The organism is Hymenobacter sp. J193 (assembly GCF_024700075.1).
GTDB lineage: Bacteria > Bacteroidota > Bacteroidia > Cytophagales > Hymenobacteraceae > Hymenobacter.
In genome coordinates this window covers 1,441,843-1,461,859 of the sequence record NZ_JAJONE010000001.1, presented here as the reverse complement: position 1 = coordinate 1,461,859, position 20,017 = coordinate 1,441,843, and the positions used below count along the sequence as shown (strand labels likewise).

Annotated in this window: 13 protein-coding genes and 1 pseudogene; 7 read left to right on the top strand and 7 right to left on the bottom strand. The window is 61.0% G+C overall.

All coding sequences use genetic code 11. From position 1 onward, the window contains the following. Positions 1–51: 51 nt before the first annotated feature. Both mrdA and rodA read left to right on the top strand, forming a co-directional pair. Positions 52–1,893: a penicillin-binding protein 2 gene (gene mrdA, locus LRS06_RS06305; RefSeq protein ID WP_257870708.1), complete on the top strand. Its 1,842-nt coding sequence runs from the start codon at positions 52–54 to the stop codon at positions 1,891–1,893. An 80-nt stretch (positions 1,894–1,973) separates the two neighbouring features. After that, on the top strand, positions 1,974–3,251 hold the full coding sequence (rodA, locus tag LRS06_RS06300; protein ID WP_257870707.1) for a rod shape-determining protein RodA: 1,278 nt from the start codon (positions 1,974–1,976) through the stop codon (positions 3,249–3,251). Positions 3,252–3,695: 444 nt separating this feature from the next. On the opposite strand, the gene LRS06_RS06295 is transcribed toward rodA, so the two are convergent. The 3 genes from LRS06_RS06295 to LRS06_RS06285 form a co-directional block, all read right to left on the bottom strand. Further along, positions 3,696–8,645 carry an Ig-like domain-containing protein gene (locus LRS06_RS06295; RefSeq protein WP_257870706.1) on the bottom strand — a complete coding sequence of 1,650 codons (4,950 nt, stop codon included), beginning with the start codon at positions 8,643–8,645 and terminating at the stop codon, positions 3,696–3,698. A gap of 517 nt (positions 8,646–9,162) precedes the next feature. Continuing rightward, positions 9,163–10,203 carry a hypothetical protein gene (locus tag LRS06_RS06290; RefSeq protein ID WP_257870705.1) on the bottom strand — a complete coding sequence of 347 codons (1,041 nt, stop codon included), beginning with the start codon at positions 10,201–10,203 and terminating at the stop codon, positions 9,163–9,165. A gap of 13 nt (positions 10,204–10,216) precedes the next feature. Then, entirely contained in the window at positions 10,217–11,410 is a 1,194-nt protein-coding gene (locus LRS06_RS06285) for a hypothetical protein (protein WP_257870704.1), read from the bottom strand. 36 nt (positions 11,411–11,446) lie between these two features. On the opposite strand from LRS06_RS06285, the gene LRS06_RS06280 reads away from it, so the two are divergent. The 4 genes from LRS06_RS06280 to recO all read left to right on the top strand — a co-directional run bounded on the left by LRS06_RS06280 (position 11,447) and on the right by recO (position 15,765). Next, positions 11,447–11,770, top strand: a complete 324-nt coding sequence (locus LRS06_RS06280) for a (2Fe-2S)-binding protein (RefSeq protein ID WP_257870703.1) — start codon at positions 11,447–11,449, stop codon at positions 11,768–11,770. A 154-nt stretch (positions 11,771–11,924) separates the two neighbouring features. After that, entirely contained in the window at positions 11,925–12,560 is a 636-nt protein-coding gene (locus LRS06_RS06275; protein WP_257870702.1) for a thymidine kinase, read from the top strand. Between the two features lie 90 nt (positions 12,561–12,650). Then, positions 12,651–14,957 (top strand): T9SS type A sorting domain-containing protein, encoded by a 2,307-nt coding sequence (locus LRS06_RS06270; RefSeq protein ID WP_257870701.1) that lies wholly within the window; start codon positions 12,651–12,653, stop codon positions 14,955–14,957. Positions 14,958–15,045: 88 nt separating this feature from the next. Beyond that, positions 15,046–15,765, top strand: coding sequence for a DNA repair protein RecO (recO, locus tag LRS06_RS06265; RefSeq protein WP_257870700.1), 720 nt, complete (start codon positions 15,046–15,048; stop codon positions 15,763–15,765). A gap of 234 nt (positions 15,766–15,999) precedes the next feature. On the opposite strand, the gene LRS06_RS06260 is transcribed toward recO, so the two are convergent. The 4 genes from LRS06_RS06260 to LRS06_RS06245 all read right to left on the bottom strand — a co-directional run bounded on the left by LRS06_RS06260 (position 16,000) and on the right by LRS06_RS06245 (position 19,093). Further along, entirely contained in the window at positions 16,000–16,437 is a 438-nt protein-coding gene (locus tag LRS06_RS06260) for an FKBP-type peptidyl-prolyl cis-trans isomerase (RefSeq protein WP_257870699.1), read from the bottom strand. A 2-nt stretch (positions 16,438–16,439) separates the two neighbouring features. Further along, positions 16,440–16,979, bottom strand: coding sequence for an FKBP-type peptidyl-prolyl cis-trans isomerase (locus LRS06_RS06255; RefSeq protein WP_257870698.1), 540 nt, complete (start codon positions 16,977–16,979; stop codon positions 16,440–16,442). A 77-nt stretch (positions 16,980–17,056) separates the two neighbouring features. Continuing rightward, complete coding sequence (locus tag LRS06_RS06250; protein WP_257870697.1) at positions 17,057–18,010, bottom strand: FKBP-type peptidyl-prolyl cis-trans isomerase; 954 nt, start codon at positions 18,008–18,010, stop codon at positions 17,057–17,059. 39 nt (positions 18,011–18,049) lie between these two features. Further along, complete coding sequence (locus tag LRS06_RS06245; RefSeq protein ID WP_257870696.1) at positions 18,050–19,093, bottom strand: bifunctional oligoribonuclease/PAP phosphatase NrnA; 1,044 nt, start codon at positions 19,091–19,093, stop codon at positions 18,050–18,052. Between the two features lie 461 nt (positions 19,094–19,554). Here LRS06_RS06245 and LRS06_RS06240 point away from each other — a divergent pair. After that, positions 19,555–19,973: pseudogene (locus LRS06_RS06240) on the top strand (nucleoside-diphosphate kinase). Positions 19,974–20,017: the final 44 nt, after the last annotated feature.

Sequence of the window (20,017 nt, the reverse complement as noted above, 5' to 3'; positions counted from 1 at the left end):
TGCGCTTCCGATAACTGTATCGGCACATCGTATTTATCAGGTTTTTCTGCTTTGCAATACTTAGAAGGCCGCAAGTTTGTGGTGATGGCCATTTTTCTGGCCGTGGCAGTGGTGTTTGCGACGCGGTTGTTTTATATCCAGGTGCTCGATGGCAGCTACAAGCTGGCCGCCGACCGCAACACGCTCCAGCGCATCGTGCAGACGCCTTACCGGGGCCTCATCTACGACCGCGCCGGGAAGCTGCTGGTGCAGAACACGCCCGTGTACGACTTGATGGTGGTGCCGCGCGAGGTGAAAGCCCTCGATACGGCTCGGTTCTGCCAGCTGCTGCAGTTGCCGGTAGAGGACTTGCGCGCCGGGCTGCTGGCGGCCAAAACCTATTCGCGGGTGAAGGCCTCACCGCTGGTGCCCAACCTGAGCACGCCCGAGCTGGCGGCCATTCAGGACAACCTGATGGACTTTCCCGGCTTCAGCATCAAGGCGAGGATGGCCCGCTCTTACCAGGATACGGTGATGGCGCACGCGCTGGGCTACGTGGGGCCCGTAACGCCGGCGCACCTCGAAAAGCCCAAGTACGCCCGCTACCTGGCCGGCGACAACCTTGGGATTTCGGGGCTGGAGTCGTTTTATGAGCAGCAGCTGATGGGCCAGCGTGGGGTGCAGTACCGCATGGTGAACGTGCGCGGCATCGAGAAGGGCGCCTTCCGGGGCGGGGAGTTCGATACGCTGTCGAGGGCCGGGCAGGATCTGCACCTGAGCATCGACCGGGAGCTGCAGCGCCTGGCCGAAAAGCTGATGGCCGGTAAGCGCGGCTCCGTAGTGGCCCTCGACCCCAAAACCGGCGAAATCCTGGCCTTTGTGTCGGCGCCCACTTACAATCCTAACAAGCTTACCGGCAAAGGCCTCGGCAACCGCTACATGGAGCTGCTCAACAACCCCGAGCGGCCCCTGTTCGACCGGCCGCTGATGGCCACATACCCGCCCGGCTCGGTGTTTAAGCTGGTGAACGAGGCCATTGCCCTGCAGGCGGGGGTGGTGACGCCCACAACGGGGTTTCCGTGCAACTGGAAGCTGGTGCGCTGCACCCACCGCCACGAGGCGCCCAACAACGTCAACATTGCCATCAAGCAAAGCTGCAACCCCTATTTCTACCAGGTGATGCGGGCTATGGTGATGCGCGGCCGCTCGACCCGCAAAACCGAGGACGCTGCCCTGGGTTTGGCCGACTGGCGACAGCAGGTGGTCAACTTCGGGCTGGCCCAGCACCTGGGCGTGGATTTGCCGGGGGAACGGATGGGGTTGATTCCTTCGCCCAACTTCTACAACAAGCAGTACGGCAAAAACCACTGGAACTTCCGCACGGTGTACTCGCTCAGCATCGGCCAGGGCGAAATTGGCATTACGGGGCTGCAGATGGCTAACATCCTGGCCATTATTGCCAACCGGGGATGGTACTACACCCCACATTTTGTGCGCAGCGTGGGCCGGCAGGGGCCGCTGCCCCAGTACCGGGTGCAGCACCGTCTGCCCATTGAGCCCCGCCACTTTGAGGCCCTGGTGCCGGGCATGCAGGAGGTGATAGACGGGCGCGGGGGCACGGCCAACCTGGCTTCCCTGGCCGATGTGGGCATTTCGGTGGCCGGCAAAACCGGGACCGTGCAAAACTACCACGGCGAGGACCACGCTACCTTCGCGGGCTTTGCGCCGGCCCAGGACCCGAAGATTGTGGTGGCGGTGTTTATTGAAAACGCCGGTTTCGGGGGGCTTTCCGCCGCGCCGCTGGCCTCTCTGCTCATGGAAAAATACCTGCGAGGCAAAGTAGCCCCCTGGCGGAAGCGCTGGGAAACCTGGCTGCCCGGCCCCGCCGACCGTTTCCTGACGCGCCGACACTAAAAAGAGTTGCTGGTTTCTAGTTATCAGCCAGGCAACCAGCAACCAGCAACTAAAAACCAGCAACCAGAAACTTCCTTCCAATGTCTTCTCCCGCCCGCTATAGCCGCAGTATCGATTGGGTGACGGTGGGATTGTATGCGCTGATGGTGCTGCTGGGCTGGCTGAACGTGTACGCGGCCAGCTACTCGCCCGAGGCCCCGGCTGGCTCCCTGTTCAACTTCGAGTTCAACTACGGCAAGCAGCTGGTCTGGATTGGTACTACGGTGGTGCTCATCGTGGTGCTGCTGGTGATTGACTACAAGGCCTACGACACGTTTGCCTTTGTGCTCTACGGGCTGATGATTGCCCTACTGATTATCACCCCGCTGATTGCGCGGCCCATTGCAGGCTCCCGGTCCTGGCTGGAGCTGGGGCCGGTGCGCCTGCAGCCCGCCGAGTTTGCCAAGTTCATTACCGCCCTGGCCGTGTCGCGCTACATGGCGGGCATCAACCTGCGCAACCAGAACTGGCGCGACCAGCTGGTGCTGGCCGGCCTCACACTGCTGCCGCCCCTGCTGATTGTGTGGGCCAACGAAACCGGGCAGGCGCTGGTGTTTGGGGCGTTCCTGCTGGCTTATTTCCGAGAGGGTATGTCGCCGCTGATTCTGCTGGTGCTGGCTGCCGCGGCCATCATTCTTATTCTGGCGCTGCTGGTGCCTAAGCTGTGGCTGATAGGGGTCTTCACGTTGATTCTAGGGCTGGTTTTTGCCTTCAATACCCGGGTGATGCGCCATCATCTGCCGGTGGCGCTTAGCGTATGGGCCGTGGTTATCGGGATGGTGTTCGGGGTGGATTACTTCTTTAACAGCGTGCTGCACGACTACCAGCGCAAGCGCATCGAGGTGCTCATCAACCCCTCGGCCGACCCGTTGGGCGTGGGCTGGAACGTCACGCAGTCCAAAATTGCCATCGGCTCGGGTGGGTTCACCGGCAAGGGCTTCCTGCAGGGCACCCAAACCAAGTTCGACTTCGTGCCCGAGCAGAGCACCGACTTCATTTTCTGCACCGTGGGGGAGGAGTGGGGCTGGCTGGGTACGATGACGGTGATTGTGCTGTTTGTGGCGCTGCTGGGGCGCATAGTGTACGTGGCCGAGCGGCAGAAATCCGTGTTTGGGCGCACCTACGGCTACTGTGTGGCCAGCATCATCTTCTTCCACTTCAGCATCAACATCGGCATGACGATTGGGCTGGCCCCGGTGGTGGGCATTCCGCTGCCCTTCTTCAGCTACGGGGGCTCCTCGCTCTGGTCGTTTACCACGCTGCTGTTCATCCTGCTGGCTATTGATGCCTACCGCAAGCAGGACCTGGAGCGGTACTAGGCGCGGGTAGGAGTAGGGGTAGGGCTTGCCCCCGCCCGGACGTTGGCGCCTTTGCAACGACTCTGTTCAACGATGGGCGGGGGCAAGCCCCGTCCCTACGGCCTATTGCATATTCTGAGTATACGGCGTCATGACAGTCGGGAGAAAACCCGCACCCACACCCGCAACGACTGAATCCGGGCCGCGAACATCCGGGGCGACACCGCGAACAACCGCGCCCATGCCGCGAATGATTGAGGCGAGGCCGCGAATGTCCGGGGCGGCACCGCGAATGATTGAGGCGAAGGCGCGAACGGTTGTGTCCAGACCGCGAATGACTGAATCCATAGGTCGGACTTTTCATAAAAGACTGTACCTGTTGGGGGTAGCAGCCTTTCTGTTAGTACATAAAAAGGGCCGCAGACTATGTCTGCGGCCCTTTTACCTGACGGGTACTGGCCCCGTTTATTGTTTGACGAACTTCTGCACCTCGGTGCCTTGGCTGCCCCGGATGGTGAGGAAGTACACGCCCTGGCGGAGACCATTGACGTTCAGCTCAGAAACCAGCTGCCGCGCTGCCACTTTCTGCTGCAGTACCACCCGGCCCAGGCCGTCGGTAACGACCAGCGTTTCGGCGGCCACAAGGGTTTCTACCCGCAGGCGGCTGGTGGCCGGGTTGGGGTAGAGCTTGGCCAGGGTCGTGCTGCCGGCGTTGGTTGCCAGGGCAGTGCCGGTACGAGCCTGCAGGTTGCAAGCTGTGCCTACGGTGTAGGAGAAGGGCGTGGCCGCGTTGTTGCGCTCGGGGCCCCCGGCGCCTACCTGGTAGGTGAAGTAGAGGTTAACCACCGTGCCCGTGGCCATGGGCAGCGTGTAGGTGAAGTCCCCGGCCGCGTTCTTGGTCATGGTGTAGCCTGGGTAAGCACCGCTCGTGCCCTGGCGCAGGTAGAGCAGGGCCAGGTTGCCGCCGGCCGTGGCCCCCAGCGGGTGGAAGGTGATGGTCAGGTTGCCCCCGCTGCTGACGGCCTTGTAGCTGAAGTCCGTCGTCACGGCGCAGTAGCCGCTGGAGGAACCGCCAGTGACCGTCACACTCACGGCCGAGGAGGTCGTCACCGCCCCGGCGTTATCGGTAGCGCGGGCCGTGATAGAGTAAGTACCCGCGGCCACGCCGGTCCAGGCAAAGGAGTAAGGCGAAGACGTGTCCGTGCCCAGCAGCGTGGTGCCGTTGTAGAAAGCTACGCTGCTCACGGTGCCGTTGGCATCGGCCGCGTTGGCGTTAATCGTAATCGAAGCCGGAGCCGTAAAGGTCGCGCCGCTTGCCGGCGAGGTCAAACTCACGGTGGGCGGGGTATTGGTGGTCACGGCCGTAAAGCTGAGCCAGTTCACGTTCAGGCCCCCGGCCGTGGCGTAGAGGCGCAGAGTCTGTGCGCCGGCCGGCAAGGTTACGGTGGCGTTGAGCGTCTGCCAGCTCTGCCAGCCCCCGGTCGCTCCAACCGTTACGGAGCCCAGGCTGGTGCCGGCGCTGTTGCGCAGCTGCAGGCTTCCTCCGCCCGGCTCGCTGGCCAGCCGGAAGCCCACGGTGTACTGACCGGCCGTGGTCACGTTCACGGCGTAGTCGAGCCAGTCGCCGGCTTCGATGTAGCCCACGTTCAGCCCCCCGCCCGTGTCGGTGGTCGTCTCGGTCTGGATGCCGAGCATGGCCGAGAAGCTTTCCGCCTGAATCGTGCCGGGAATGGTCTGCCCGCTTGGGGCGTTGCCTACCGTCACGCTCACGGCCGAGGAGGTCGTCACCGCCCCGGCGTTATCGGTAGCGCGGGCCGTGATAGAGTAAGTACCCGCGGCCACGCCGGTCCAGGCAAAGGAGTAAGGCGAAGACGTGTCCGTGCCCAGCAGCGTGGTGCCGTTGTAGAAGGCTACGGAGCTGACCGTGCCGTTGGCATCGGCCGCGTTGGCGTTGATAGTGATGCTGGCCGGGGCCGTGAAGGTCGCACCATTCGTGGGCGAGGTCAGGCTGACGGTGGGCGGGGTGTTGGTCGTGACAGCCGCAAAGCTGAGCCAGTTCACGTTCGTGCCCGTGGAGGCCGAAGCAAACAGGCGCAGGGTCTGCACCCCGGCCGGCAGCGTGACCGTGGTGGTCTGCGTCTGCCAGCTCTGCCAGCCGCCCGTGTTGCCCACGTTCACTGAGCCCAGCACTGTGCCGGCGCTGTTGCGCAGCTGCAGGGTAGCCCCGCCGTTGGCCGAGGCTACGCGGATGCCCACGCTGTACTGGCCCGCAGCGGCCACGTTGACCGAGTAGTCGAGCCAGTCGCCCGTCTCGTACCAGTCTACGTTCTGGCCCCCGCCCGTGTCGGTCGTGGTTTCCTTGTCCGTGCCCTGTTGGGCCGTGTAGCTCTCGGCCTGAATCGTGCCCGGAATGGCCTGCGCCGTGGGGGCTGACGTAACCGTGACACTAACGGCCGTGGAGGTGGTTACCGCGCCGGCATTATCCGTGGCTTTGGCCGTGAGAGAGTACGTGCCCGCACCTACGCCGGTCCAGGTGTAGGAGTAGGGCGAGGTCGTGTCCGTGTTCAGCAGCGTGGTGCCGTTGTAGAACTCCACTTTGCTGATCGTACCATCGGAGTCGGCGGCATTAGCATTAATCGTGATGGAAGCCGGAGCCGTGAAGCTGGCTCCATTGGCTGGGGAAGTCAGGCTAACGGTAGGCGCGGCGTTGGTCGGCGTGGTGCCAGCCGACAAGCTGCGCAGGTTGTCGATGTAGAACACCGAGCCGTTGGTGGAATTCGGGGAGAACAGAATCACCACGTTGTCGATGTCCGCGTCGGCAGTGCCGGCGTCGGGCGAGTTGGCGTAGGAGAAGGTGAGCGTATGCCAGGCGTTGGTTTGCTTGACGACGGACTGGTAGATGCTATGCCGGCCCGAAGGGTAGTTGCCGGGCGTGGAGGCCGTGCTGCTTTCCAGCTGCCACGACACCACCGTGCCGACCGGCGCCGAGGTGTACACGTCCATGGCAAACACTTTCTGGCCCGAAACATAAGCGCTGCCGTCCTTGATCTGCGAGCTGATCAGCGTGAGGGCATCGTACTGCGAGGCTGTGTTGCGGGTGTACTGGCCCACTTTCGCTGAGGTATTGATGCCCGAAGCCGAGGGGTTGTTGGCAGCGGCTACGTACGTACCGTTGGCGCTGCGCAAAGACAGGTTCCGGATGGCGTCATAGTTTTCGAAGGTGGTGGCCGCCGAGTAAGTTGGTGTGGCCTTCTTGGCAATACGGATGTTGTCGATGTAGTACGTTTCGCCGGTGTACAGGCCGCTGTTGAACAGCACCGCCAGCTGATCGACGGCCACGTTGGCAGTGCCCGCGTCGGGCGCGGTGTTGAAGGCGAAAGTCAGCGTTTCCCACTGGTTTTGCTTGGTGGTATTGGCCAGGTAGGTGCTGTTGCGGCCGGCCGGGAACGAGTTCAGTGGGGCCGCAGCCGTCTTGTTTTGCAGGGTGATGTTGATGGGCGTGCCCACGGGTGCCGAAGTGTACACATCCACCTGCAGCTGGTAGGTCTGGTTCTTAAACAGGGCGGCATCCTGAATTACGGTGCCGGGGGAGCCAGCATCCAGGAACAGCACATCGTACTGCTGGGTGGAGTTGCGCACGTACCTGGCCACGTTGGCCGAGGTATTGACGCCCGCCGCGCCGGGGTTGGCCGTAGGGGCCGTGTACACGCCGTTGGTGCCGGCCGCGTTGAAGGTCAGTTTGCTGGTGCCGTCGTAGTTGAGCAGCACTTCCGTCGAAACCACGGCCGCCTCGGGCTGCTTTCTGATCAGCAGGTTATCGAGGTAGAAGGTGGCGCCGGAGTTGGTGGCGGGCTGAAACAGGAAGGATACGTTGTCGATGGAGTAGATGCTGGTGCCGGGGTCAAGCGACTTTTCAAACTCAAACTCCAGCGTTTCCCAGGCATTCTGACGGGTGGTAAAGGCTTTGTAGGCGCTGTGCCGGCCCAAAGGAAAGTTAATGGCCGTGGTTACCTGGCTGTTCTCAAACTGCATGGTGACCTTGCTGCCCGCGGGCGCCGTGGAGTACACGTCGATGAACACCTTGCGGCGGCCGGCAATAAAGTCGTTGGCGTTGCTGATTCCCAGGTTGCGCACGTACATCACGTCGTACTGCTCACTGGAGTTACGCACGTACTTGCCCACCTTCGCCGAGGTATTGATGACGGTAGAGGGGTTGGTCACGGCCTGCGTGAGCGTGCCCGTGGTGGTGCTGTAGGTGATGACGCGGTTGGCTTCGTAGTCCTCATACACGCGGTCCAGCTGCAGGGCGGGCGTCACGGTAATGGCCTTGGTGTAGGTTGCCGCCACGCAGCCGCTCACGGCTACGGAGGCCGTCACGTTGCCGCTCACGGCCCCGCTGGCGAAGTTCACCTGAATGGCGTTGGTGCCCTGCCCGCTGGTGATGGTGGCCCCGCTGGGCACCGACCACGTGTAGGTGCCGCCGGTAATGGCGTCCATGCGGTAGGTTTTGTTCTGGTCGCCCTGGTGTACCTGATCGGCCCCGAACACGGCATAGTTGTAGGTGCCTTTGTACACCCGCACGTAGTCGACCTGCGTGTTCACGGGGAAATCCGAGGGAGTAGGCTGCTGGTTGCCGGTGTACGGTGTGCCGGGGCCACCCACGGCCGTGTTCAGGATGATGTAGAAGTTGCCGTCGTTGAAGGGCCAGCCGCCGGCGAATGTGGTTTTGGGCGTGGCCGTGTGAAACAGGTTGCCATCCACATACCACTTAATCTGATCGGGGCCCCATTCCACGGCGTACACGTGGAAATCCAGCGACAAATCGACTGTGGAAAGGTAGTCGCGTCCGGTAAAGTGCCAGCCGCCCGCGTCGTAGTGGATGGTGCCACCTACCGACTTGGGGTTCTTGTGCTTGGCCTCCATGATGTCGATTTCACCCGTGTAAGGCCAGTTGCCGGGGTCGGCCAGCATCCAGAACGCGGGCCAGGCACCCTGGGCCGAAGGCAGCTTCATGCGGGCCTCAATGCGCCCGTACTTAAACGTTTGCAGCCCGCCCGTAGCCGGCACTTTCGACTGTAGCTTGGCGGAGGTGTAGTTGTAGGTGCGCCCGCCTTCCACGGAGTTTTCGTAGCGCGTGGCAATGTTCAGGACGCCACCCGAAACGGTGGCGTTGGCGGGGCGGTACACCTGTAGCTCGGCGTTGCCAAAGTTACAGTTGCCTACGTTGCAGCCGTCACCGTTGTATACCTGCCACTTATCGAAGTTGCCGGGGGTGTCAAATTCGTCCTGCCAGACAATCTGGTTGCACTGAGCCTGAGCGGCATTGGGCTGAAGCAGCCAGCTGGCACCAGCGGCCAGGGCCAGCCGGGCCCAGCGCCCGAGCCAGCGGCCCGAGGGGGTAGAGGTTGTGTTCATTATGGTGGGATTATGGTAGAGGGGCAGCGCGAAACCACCAGGAACCGAAACCAACAATCCGCCAACCCTAAATGAAGCGGCTGAGAACTGAGTTAGTTGGCAGAACCAGCCAAAACTGACTGTCCGGTACTTGGAGGGGTACCAAATATACCAGCATTGCATCTTGGAAAGCAACTAGTAAAACGCTCTTTAATACCGAAAAAAGCGCATTTTTCAGTTATGACACACGTCCGCTATACGCTTACCGCGCAAGCGAAAAGCAACCTCATTCCGGCAACAGCCTTTCAGCTACTACCATTGCCGGTTGCGTAGCACAGGTAAGAAACAATGAAAAAATTATCCGTTAGCCCGAATTATATTCAGCTTAAATACCAATTGAATGAAATATCTTTTCCGGAAGCACAACCAGGCTTTCAGCTGCTGGAGGCAGCAGGGTAAGCCAACTGATTAACAGGATTTTATTTGCGGCCCGAGCCTTCACTTCAGATCTTCAGCAACAAGCCTGTCACAACTGCTATTACGCCAGTAGCCGGCTTTGAAAGGCTCGTTGCAGCTGCGTAATGACCAGGGCCAGGGCCACCGTAAATGCCGGGGCAAACAAGTAGGCCATGCGGGCCAAATCGCTCGAAAGCAGCATATGCACGCCTATTACTGCTCCCAAAGCAGCACCGGTCCAGCCTAGCGGCCGCGCCCATACCCGGGGAGGCACCAGCAGCAGGGCCAGCGAAGCAAACCCAAACACACTGAACATTTCGCCCGCTCCTTTCACCGAAAAAAGCCGGCTCAGCGAATAGGTTATATTTTCAAAATGGTCGAGGGCATTGTGCACGCTGGCACTGGCGGGTGTGGCAGCCTGGGCATCAATCCAGTGGCGCAAAGCCAGGGTAAGTGCTCCGGATACCGCCAGCCAGGCCAACTGCAACGGCCACCGCCCCGCACGCTGCCCAAATACCAGCAGCCAGGGCACCAGAAACACAAACGACTCCTTAGCCAGGGGGCCCAGCAGAAGGCACGCTACCAGCGCCGCCCGCGAGTGACTAGCCGTTGCGTAGAACCCCAGCGCAAACACCAGCATGTACAGGCTGTCGACTATAGGCAGGCCGGCAATGTACACGGCCCAGCGGCTGCTCAGGGCCAGCAGCATGGCCAGTGCGGCTGCCTCGCGGGTAGCACCGTAGCAGCGGCTGCCCCGGTACCACAAAAGCCCTGCACCGGCCAGCACAAGGGTGTTTACCACGTAGAAAGCCAGCCGCAACGGCCACTCCGAGGCAGCGCGTTGCGGCCACACCCGGGCGTATACTTTCTCCAGGGGCCAGGCCACAGCGGCCGCTACGGCAGGTACCAGCACCCGGTAGCGGCGCGTAATGCTGATATCCCGAAACTCGCCCCGGGCCACGCTCAGGTAGCTGCGCGTGTCGAGGGAGTGGGAGAAATCATAGTGCACATACATGGTGTAGGCCGGGCCGGCCAGCACGCCCACCGCCAGCCCGTACACCAACAGCAGCCGCTGCCAGTGCCGGCGCAGCAGGCGGGGCCAGCCCGGGGCCAACGCATCCATCGGGCCGGCCGGCTTACTCAAACTTGCGGTCAATCAGTCGCAGCAGCTTGTTGATGTGCTCATCCTTGCGCACCCAGCTGTACTGTTTGGCCAGATCTTCCTGCACATAGCGCCGGGCCGAAGCGGCATCGGGCATGGCATCAAGCTTCTGGATAGCGGCGTGGTATTCCATGTTTTCGCCGTTGAACAGCTCATTGATAAAGCTGAACCGCTGGTTGATGGAAATAGCCTCGCGCAGGGATTCTACCTTGGGCGCTTTGTCGGCCAGAGTGGCCGTGGCCGGGCGCTCCGCCCGCAGCGTTTCTGCCAGGCCGGGAGTAGCATGCTCCGCCTTTTCAGCCTTCAGCTTTTCGTAGAGCGGCACTTCCGTGGGCGCAGGCGCCGCCGGAGGAACCGCGGGTGCCGGGGCAGGTACTGGAGCGGGAATAGGAGCTGGCGGCACTACCGCCGCAGGAGTCGGAGCGGGAGCAGACTTGGCAACAACTGGCTCCGGCAAGGGAGTTGGCCGCGGAGCCGGGCTCGGAGCTGGCGGGGCGGCAACAGGAGCCGCAGCCGGAGCAGCAGGAACAGCAGCTTCGTCCTCGCGCAAGTCAATTTCCGATAGGGGCAGCAGGGCGCTTAGCTCGTTCACCACCGTTTCCATGGGGTGCAGCGTCTGGTAGTTGGTTTGCTGATACAGCCGGAAGCGGCTGCTGAGCAGCTCACGGTCCAGGGCCGTGCCCACTGGCAACGACTCCACGAAGCCCTGATACAGCGGTTTCTCCACGTCGAAGTAGCGCAGCCCTTCCTGGAGTTGCTCCCGCGTCACGGCCGGCTGCGCAGGCAGCAGCTTTTCATCAAAGCCCACGGCCGGCTCGGCCGCCACGCGCAGGGTGTCCGTCACGGCCCGGGCCAGCAAAGGCTCAAACGCTTCCCGCGTCAGCCGGATGCGCCGGGAAAGCAGGTTCATCAGCTGGGTAAGCGCCTGGCGCACTTCCGCGTCCTCAAAGTCGAAATACGGGCTGCGGAGCTGGGCCATTTCGGTTGTCCACTTGGTCAGCAGCTGCTGCACCACAAACAGGTTCACTTGCCGCACCGGGGTAAAGCGCAGCACGGCCGGCCCGTCCAGGGTGGCGTCGGGTTGGGGGCCAAAATGCCGCTGACAGAGGTGGGCAGCCAGCTTCTGGCCGTACGCTTCGAGTTTAGGTTGACTATATTTGTCCTTCATGGCAAGCCGGGTTCACGGCGGGAAAGTTAGAGAAAGATGCCCACACTGACGGTGCAGAACCTGCCCGGTGCTACGGTGGAAGTGCCTGCCGGCGCTACGCTACTGGCCGCCGTGCAGGCCGCTGGCTACGACTGGATGCACGCCTGCGGCGCCAAAGGCCGCTGCACCACCTGCCGCATAGCCCTGACGGCGGGGGCGGAGTTCCTAACGCCACCCACCGCGCCGGAGTTGCGCTACCAGGCTGCCGGCCGCCTGCTGCCTCAGGAGCGCCTCATGTGCCAGACCCGACTGGAAACCGGGAACGTCAGCGGCCGGGTGCCCCGGGCCACGATGCTGCCTCACCAGCAGTACCTGGAGTAGCTGAGGGCAGCCGGAGAATCATACTGCCTGATTTCGTGGTGGGTAAGCACCGAGGTCGGGCGTATGCTTTGAGCCTACCGGCCGGAAGTCGTACCTTAGATGTTCCGAGGAGTACCGGGAAACCGGCCTCCGGCAACGCTCAACAAACAACGCTGTGTTTATAGAACCCCGTGTGGGCAATGCCCGCGACATGCCCCGCCGGGGCTGGATTGAAGTGGTGTGCGGCTCCATGTTTTCGGGCAAGACCGAGGAGCTGATTCGCCGCCTGAACCGCGCCAAAATTGCCCGGCAGCACGTCGAAATCTTTAAGCCCGGCCTCGATACGCGCTACCACGCCCAGAACGTGGTGTCGCACAATGCCAACAGTATCCGCTCCACGCCCATTCAGCTGCCCGAGGAAATGCTACTGCTGGCTAGTAGCTGCGACGTGGTGGGGGTAGACGAAGCCCAGTTCTTCGACTCTTCGCTGGTGGAAGTCTGCATCCAGCTGGCCAACCACGGCAAGCGCGTTATCGTGGCCGGGCTGGATATGGACTACCTGGGTCAGCCCTTCGGGCCCATGCCGGCCCTCATGGCCGTGGCCGAGTACGTGACGAAAGTGCACGCTGTGTGCGTGTGCTGCGGGGAAATTGCTTCCTATTCTTTCCGCATTGCCGCCTCCGAAAGCAAGATTCTGCTGGGCGAAACCGACTCTTACGAGGCCCGCTGCCGGGTATGCTTCCTGGAAGGCCAGCAGGGCAAGCACACCGACGACGAAACCACCGCAACTAAGGTGCTGGCGCAGCACTAAACCGGCCGCCGCAGCGTTAGGCTGCACTACTTCTTAGGTTTTTAGCTTTCTTCGATGCGGCTTTTTACTCGTGCGTTAGCAGTTGGATTTGTGATAGGCGGGCTGTGCAACTGGGGCGCCACCCGCAGCCAAGCTCAGGGCAGCGTAGGCTACGGTGACTGGCAGCTGCACCTGCCTACCAATCGTGCCCTGGCCCTGGCCGACACCGGCCCGCTGGTATACGTAGCGGCCGAGGACGCTTTCTTCGTGTTCGAGAAGGAGCTGCACACCACCCGCCTGCTTTCCCGCCGCGACGGCCTGCACGACGTGGGCGTGCGCACCGTGGCCTACGATTCGCTGACGCAGCAGGTGCTGGTGGCCTACCGCAACGCTAACCTCGACGTGCTGCGCCCCAACGGCTCCATCCGCAACCTCAACGATATCCTGCGCAAGCAGCTGGCGGGCAATAATAGCATCAACCAGATTTCTTTTCATGCCAGGCGCGGCTACCTCGCCGGCAGCTTTGGCTTGGTAGTGCTGGATATGGACCGGCTGGAAGTGCGCGAAACGTATTCCAACATCGGGCCGGGCGGTGCGGCCGTGCGCACGTACGCCTCCACTATCCTGGGCGACTCGCTGTACGTGGCCTCTTCGGCCGGCGTGCTGCGGGGCCGCCTCACCGATAACCTGCTCGACTACCGCAACTGGAATACCGACCCCGGCGGCGGCCAGCGCGACGGCGACCCGTACCGCGCCATAGCCACCCAGAATGGCCACGTATACGCCGGCCTCGACTACACCAACCTGCTGCGCTTCACCGGCCGCGAGTGGATAGCCTTGGGGGCGCTGTCGGGCAGGGCCTACCGGCAGCTGACGCCTTCGCGCCTGGGCTTGCTCGTGGCAGATCAGGAGAAAGTATCGGTGCTGCGGGCCGATGGCTCCAGCGTCAGTTACGCATCGGAACTGGTAGCCGACCCGCGCGCCGTTTCGCGCGGGCGCGACGGCCGCCTGTACATTGCCGATAACCGCAACGGCCTGGTGGTATCTTCGCCGGACAAGCAGCAGTTCGAGAACTTTGTGACCAATGCGCCCGCTACGGCCAGCGCCTTCAACATCCTGCCCGATGCCAGCGGCCGGACGACAGTTTTCACGGGGGGATTTTCTGACCGTTACCTGCAAACGGGCAAGCACGAGGGCTTTTTCGAGTTCAAGGATGGGAAGTGGACGAACATCACGCCCCAAAATACCCCGGATCGGACGCAGTACCCCGACCCGCAGGACCTGGCCCGGGGAGTCCGCGCGGCGGACGGCACACTGTATGCGGGCAGCTACGCCAATGGCCTGCTGGAGTGGAAGGGCCTGGGCAAGTTCCGGCTCTTCAACCCCACCGAAAACCAGCCCAATCCCATCATTAGCGCCCTGAAGGATAACCCTGGGTATGCCCGTATCACGGATGTGGCCATCAACGCCGACGGTGAGGTATGGGCGCTGAACCGACATCCGGAGTTTCCTAACAGATCGGGTGTGCACCTTTTCAAGCCGGCTTCCGGGCAGTGGCGCACAGTGCCGTATTTTCCCGGGGCCGAGGCGCTGGACCGCATTGCCCTGGACGAGTACGGCAATGGCTGGCTTACCCGCTCGCGTACCCACGGTACCGGCCTCGTGGCCGTAGACCCCACTACCGGTAACTACCGCCCGTTCACCGAAAGCTCGGGCGGGCTGCCCGAGAAAGGCAGTGACACCTACGACATTGTGAAAGACCGGCGCGGCGCCATCTGGATAGCTACGGCCAAAGGCGTGGCCGTGTACGACGACCCCAGCCTGGTGTTCACGGCCGATGACCCCGGCTTCCGACTGCCCATCGTGCGGCGTGGGGCGGGCAGCAACTACCCGGCTTTGTTTACCGAAACCGTGCGCACCCTGGCCGTGGACGGCGGCAACCGCAAGTGGTTCGGCACCGATGCCGGCCTCTGGCTTTTCAATGAAGATGCCGACGAGGCTTTGCTGCACTTTACCACCGACAACAGCCCGCTGCCCTCCAACAAAATCGTGGATGTGGCCGTGAACGACAAAACCGGGGAGGTTTTCGTGGCCACGGAGGCCGGCCTGGTAGCGTACCGGGGCTCGTCCACCATCACGGAAGGCACACCGGCCTGCGCCAAGGTGTTTCCGAACCCGGTGCGCCGCAGCTTTACCGGGCAGGTGGGTATTTCGGGCCTGGCCAACAACGCCATCGTCAAGATTACGGACGTAAGCGGCCTGCTGGTGTACCAGACGCGGGCCAGCGGCGGTACCCTCACCTGGAACCTGCTGGACTACAACGGCCGCCGCGTGCAGTCGGGCGTGTACCTGGTGCTCAGCTCCGATGCCGACGGCAAAAACGGCTGCATCAGCAAAATTGCCGTAGTTGAACAATAAGTGAATGCGTGAGGCGGTGAATGAGTGAGCTGTTGCAGCAGCCCTCATTTCACTTTATTCACGCATTTACTCATTCACTCACTGTCTTATGCTCATCAAAACCCGCGGTATCGTCCTCAACTATATTCGCTACCGCGAAACGTCCATTATTGCCCGGGTGTATACGGAGCAGCTGGGGCTGCAGTCGTACGTGGTGAATGGGGTGCGCAAGGCCAAGCCCCCGGGCCGCATTGCGCTGTTTCAGCCGTTCACGCTGCTGGAGCTGGTGGCTTATACGTCGCGGCAGGGGGGTATTACGCGGCTGTCGGAGTTTCGGTGTGCCGAGCCGTTCGCGGCCATTCCCTACGATGTGCGCAAGAGTAGCGTGGTGCTGTTTCTCTCGGAAGTAGTGGGCCGCACGGTGCAGGAGGAAGAGCAGAATGAGCCGCTGTTCCGCTTTCTGCACGACTCCATTCTGCGCTTCGACCAGCAGGCGGAAGGCTTTGAGAACTTTGCGCTGGAGTTTCTGCTGCAGCTAGCCAATTACCTGGGCTTCGGTGCCGAATCGGGGCAGGAAATTACGTCCCAGGTAGCGTTTGCCGGTGCCGCGCCCAACACCGCCGCCGACACCGGCCCGGTAGCATTGCGCTTTCAGGAGTTCGACCAGTATTTCGATGAGCTGCTACGCACTCCGGCGCAGGCAACTATTCCAAATGGCCGCGTCCGCCGTGAGCTGCTTCAGGTGCTTATCCGCTACTACCAGCTCCACGTCGAGAAGCTGGGCGAAATTCGCTCCTTGGCCGTGCTCTCAGAAGTGCTGGCTTTTTAGTTGGTGACTTGATGCTTCGTGCACAAGGTTAAGCGGAGCAGGAAGTAGCCAAGAAAAGATTAAAAAGAAAAGATTAAAAGAAAGGCCCCGCAACAACCATTGCGGGGCCCTTCGCATACATTCTAAGCTCTAAGCTCTAAGCTCTAAGCTCTAAGCTCTAAGCTCTAAGCTCTAAGCTCTAAGCTCTAAGCTCTAAGCTCTAAGCTCTAAGCTCTAAGCTCTAAGCTCTAAGCTCTACTTCACCCTCACCACATTCAGCTCAAAGCGCAAATCGGTATTGGGAGGGATGGTGTAGCGCTTGTTGTCGTCGGGGTCGCGCACGCCTTTGGCGCCGTAAGCCAGGGCGGCCGGAATGTACACCCAGGCGCGGGTGCCGGCGGGCAGCAGCGGCAGCACCTGTTCCCAGCCGGGAATAACGTCATGCTCGCCTAAGTGGGCCTTCACCGGCCGTCCTTCTATGGCTGACGACTCAAACATTTTGCCGTCGGGCAGAAATCCGGTGTAGTGCACTAGCACGGTATTGCCATTACGGCCCGCAGCGCCGGTTCCCAGGGTGTGTACTACATAGCGGATGCCCGTGGGCAAACTCAGTGTATCCGGCGCAGTCTGGCCATAGGCGGCCACCGGCAGCACCCCCAGCAATAAACTCCACAGGATAGACTGATGCTTCATGGCTAGCGTTGTCTTAGGACTTCAATGTCAAACATCAACGGAGAATCGGCGGGGATGATGCCACTTTCTCTGGCGCCGTAGGCCAGATAGGAAGGAATCAGCAATGTTTTCCGGTCGCCTATTTTCATCAGTAGCAAGGCCTCTTCCCAGCCAGCAATTACACCATTGGCACCCACCAGCACGTTGAAACAGCCACAGGGGCTTCCATTATCGATGGATGAATCGAACTTGGTGCCGTTGAGCAATTGCCCAATGTATTTGACTTGATACGAGGTGCCTTTTACCACCTGCGCGCCAGTTCCTTCGGTAATAGGCACCAGGTACAGGCCCGATTCGGTTTTGGTGAAGTTAGTGATGTTATTCTTCGTCAGATACGCCCGAATAGCCTCGTCATCTTTGACTTTCTGCTCGGCGGTATGCTTTTCAGTCTCCTTCTGATAATCAGATTCACAGCTGGAAAGCAGCGTAGCTGGGGCGGCTCCGAGCATTAAAAGCAGGGCAGGCAGGAGCAGGCGGCGACGGAAGGAAGAAATGCGGGTCATAGGAAAAGAAAGGGAAAAGTTCGCGCCGCCACTGGGGCGGCGCGAAGAAGAGTATGCCACAACCGGAAAAGGTTGCGTTATTTCACATCAACCAGCTCCACATCGAAGCGGAGTACCGCATCGGCGGGAATGTCGGCGCCGGCACCGCGCTGACCGTATGCCAGCGAAGAAGGAATAAGCAGCGTGGCTTTGGTGCCTTTGTTGAGCAGGGCAATGCCCTTGTCCCAACCCGGAATCACCTGGCCTACGCCCAGCGGAAACTCAATGGGCTTGCCCCCATTGCTCTTTGCTGAAGAGTCAAACTCTTTCCCGTCGAGCAGGGTTCCTTTGTACTGTACCGAAACCGTCTGGCCGGACTTAGGCTTGGCGCCCGTGCCCTGCTGCGCTATCACGTAGTAGATGCCCGAAGCGTCTTTTTCGGCCTTCAGGTTGTTTTTCTTGATGTAGTCCTGCAGCACCACGTCGTCTTTTTTCATTTGCTGCTCGGCGTAGGCCATCATTTTCTGCTGCTGCACGGCCATCATCTTCTGCTGCTCCACCATGGCCTCGTCGCGGGTCATCAGCTTGGTGGCTTTGGCGTACACCGTCATGATGTTGCCGGCCTTCTTCATGAAAGGCGGCACGGGCACGCGAAACGACTTGGCGAAAATCGTGTCGAGGTTGAAGCGGAACACGCCGCTGTCACCGGGCTGGAGCAGGGAAATAGCATCTTCCAGGCCGCCTTTGGTCGTCAGTTCCTGCAGGGGCACCATCACGGGCGTGCCCTGCTGCTTGCGCGAGCTGAACAGTACGGAGTCTTTGGCCGTGCGGTATTCCACGTTCAGGGCCAGTACTTTGCCAATACGGCTCTTATAGGCCGTATCGGTAGCGGCTATTTCTTTGCGGGAATACTTTCCGCCTTCGTTGGCGAAAAGCTGGTATTCAATACCCGATTTGGTTTTGTCGAATCCCTTGTTGCCCTTCTCACAGGAAGCCAGGCTGAGGGTACCGGAAGCCAGAGCCAGGTACAGAAAAGTGCTGTTGAAACGCATGTAAAAAGGAAGAGGGTGTAAACGTAAATTTTGGGCAAGTTACGCCGCGGGCGGCGCAACTGCCAAGGGGCTGGTCACGAGTTGAGTCTGATATTCGGGCAGCAGGCTCAGGAAGCGCTCCACGGTGGCCGGGAGCGGGTCGTAGCTGATACCGCCGGCGGCATTGTGGTGGCCGCCGCCCTGGAAATGGCGCCGCGAGAAGTCACTTACCGAGAAGTCGCCCACGGAGCGGAAGGAAATCTTCACGGCGTTGCCCCGGTCGATGAGAATGGCGGCAAAGACCACGCCTTCAATGCTGAGCGCGAAGTTCACGAGGCCTTCGGTGTCACCCGTTTTCGACTGGTACTGGCGCAGCTCATCCTGGGTAATGGCAATATAGGCCGTATTGAACTCGCGCAGCACCGTGAGCTTGTCCTTGAGCACGAAGCCCAGAAAGCGCAGGCGCATTTCGGAGTGCGAGTCGTAGATGCGGCGGTGCACGGCCGAGAGGTCGATGCCCGCATTCAGCAGCTCGGCAATGATCAGGTGCACGTTGCGCGAGGTGCTGGGGTGGCGGAAAGAGCCCGTGTCCGTCATGATGCCGGCGTACAGACACTCCCCGATTCCTTTGTCGATCAGGTCCTGGTCGCCCATGTCCCGGATGACTTCAAACACCAGCTCGGCCGTAGCGGCAGCTTTGGCGTTGGAGAAATCGAGGCTGGCAAACTGCTCCGGCTCCTGGTGGTGGTCGATAAGCACCTTCGTACCCGAGGCCGCCCGGATGTACTCGCCCAGCTCGTTGATGCGGCTGAGGGCACTGAAATCAAGGCAGAAAATGACGTCCGAATGGCTGAGCAGGTCGCGCACCTGAGCGTCGTTCTGCGTGGGCTCGTACACGATTACCTCGTCGTTGCCGGGCATCCAGGCCAGAAAATCGGGGTAATCGGACGGGGTAACCACCGTGACGTGATGCCCTTTTTTGCGTAGGTAGCCTGCCAGGCCCAGCGACGAGCCCAGCGCGTCGGCATCGGGCTTGTGGTGCGTGGTGATGAAAATCTGCCGGGGTTGGGCGAGCAACTCCCGCAGGGCGCTAGTATCGTGCATTGCCTGCTGATAGGTGGCTGAAATCCGGCGGTTTAGGCCGGATACAAGGGCGCAAAAATCGGAAATATTCCGGGTTTCAACAAACCGTACTCTGGAATGGTGCGCTTTGCGAATGGGGAGAATGTGCTAAGGTGGGGTTAATGTGGTTAAATGGCTGAATGGTTACGCGGCCATCATGGCGAGGAGGCACGACATTCCGCGCATCAAGCGGCGCCAATCCGTTCTGGGGAATGTGCCAAGTCCCCGATGTGTGCAGGTGTCAGGGGCTTTCTAGCCGAAGCACGTGTCTGGTTCTGTTCAGGACGGATGGTCGCTTTTCGCTCGCCATGACACATAGCGCACATGAGCACATTCTCCCCATTGCTCCACATTAGCACATTAACAACGCGGATTTCCTACTTTTGCAGCCGCAATTCCCGTATGCCTTTTCACACTTCACGATAAACCCCCACACCCACAGTATGGCCACGAACCGCACGTTCACGATGATCAAGCCCGACGCCACCCAGGAAAACCACATTGGTGGCATCCTGAGCATGATTGAGGAAGGCGGCTTCCGCATCGTTAGCCTGAAAAAGTACTGCTGACGCCCGAGCGCGCCGGCGAATTCTACGCCGTTCACAAGGAGCGCCCTTTCTACGGCGACCTGGTGAAGTACATGTCCTCTGGTCCCATCGTAGCGGCTATCCTGGAGAAAGACAACGCCGTAGCTGACTTCCGCACCCTGATTGGTGCTACCAACCCGGCCCAGGCCGCCGAAGGCACCATCCGGAAGAAATACGCCAAGAGCATCGAAGCCAACGCCGTACACGGTTCTGATTCCGACGAAAATGCCCAGATCGAAGGTGACTTCTTCTTTTCAGCCGACGAGCAGTTCTAAGCGCTGAGCTACGCCTTTAGGCTAAAAAGCCGCTCTGGGTCTCC

Coding starts and splice junctions, on each gene's coding strand:
- rodA (WP_257870707.1), top strand. CDS start 1,974: ATGTCTTCTCCCGCCCGCTATAGCCGCAGTATCGATTGGGTGACGGTG.
- LRS06_RS06295 (WP_257870706.1), bottom strand. CDS start 8,645: ATGAACACAACCTCTACCCCCTCGGGCCGCTGGCTCGGGCGCTGGGCC.
- LRS06_RS06290 (WP_257870705.1), bottom strand. CDS start 10,203: ATGGATGCGTTGGCCCCGGGCTGGCCCCGCCTGCTGCGCCGGCACTGG.
- LRS06_RS06285 (WP_257870704.1), bottom strand. CDS start 11,410: ATGAAGGACAAATATAGTCAACCTAAACTCGAAGCGTACGGCCAGAAG.
- LRS06_RS06280 (WP_257870703.1), top strand. CDS start 11,447: ATGCCCACACTGACGGTGCAGAACCTGCCCGGTGCTACGGTGGAAGTG.
- recO (WP_257870700.1), top strand. CDS start 15,046: ATGCTCATCAAAACCCGCGGTATCGTCCTCAACTATATTCGCTACCGC.
- LRS06_RS06260 (WP_257870699.1), bottom strand. CDS start 16,437: ATGAAGCATCAGTCTATCCTGTGGAGTTTATTGCTGGGGGTGCTGCCG.
- LRS06_RS06255 (WP_257870698.1), bottom strand. CDS start 16,979: ATGACCCGCATTTCTTCCTTCCGTCGCCGCCTGCTCCTGCCTGCCCTG.
- LRS06_RS06250 (WP_257870697.1), bottom strand. CDS start 18,010: ATGCGTTTCAACAGCACTTTTCTGTACCTGGCTCTGGCTTCCGGTACC.
- LRS06_RS06245 (WP_257870696.1), bottom strand. CDS start 19,093: ATGCACGATACTAGCGCCCTGCGGGAGTTGCTCGCCCAACCCCGGCAG.